Origin of the sequence: Streptomyces sp. NP160, from assembly GCF_006335115.1 — a bacterium.
Lineage (GTDB): Bacteria > Actinomycetota > Actinomycetes > Actinomycetales > Quadrisphaeraceae > Quadrisphaera.
This window is the reverse complement of record NZ_VDMJ01000099.1, coordinates 1-317: the sequence shown is the minus strand read 5'-3', so window position 1 is coordinate 317 and position 317 is coordinate 1. Positions and strand designations below refer to the sequence as shown.

At 80.8% G+C, this 317-nt stretch carries 1 protein-coding gene; it reads right to left on the bottom strand.

Going from position 1 to position 317, the window contains the following annotated elements:
* The coding region (locus FHN55_RS22095) for a GMC family oxidoreductase N-terminal domain-containing protein (RefSeq protein ID WP_180358017.1) at positions 1-317 on the bottom strand (317 nt) is incomplete at both ends.

The window sequence follows — 317 nt, the reverse complement described above, 5'->3', positions numbered from 1 at the left end:
CGACGGCGCGGCCGCCCTCGACCACGACGCGCGTGACCAGCGCACGGGTCTGCACGCGCAGCCCGCCGCGACCGGTGCGGCCGTGCAGGTGGGGGGTGAGGTAGGCGTCCGCGGCGGTGACGCGGCGGCCGCGCTGCTGGGCCTTCTCGAAGCGGCCGACGCCGTCCTGCACGTCGTTGGGGTCGGTGGCCACCGGGTGCCCGGCCTGGCGGGCGGCCTCGAAGAACGCCGCGTGCAGGGGGCTGTCGGCGGGGTCCGGGGTGAGCACGTGGGCGCCGGCGCGGCCGCGGCTGGGGCCGGCGGCCGGGGTCAGCGCC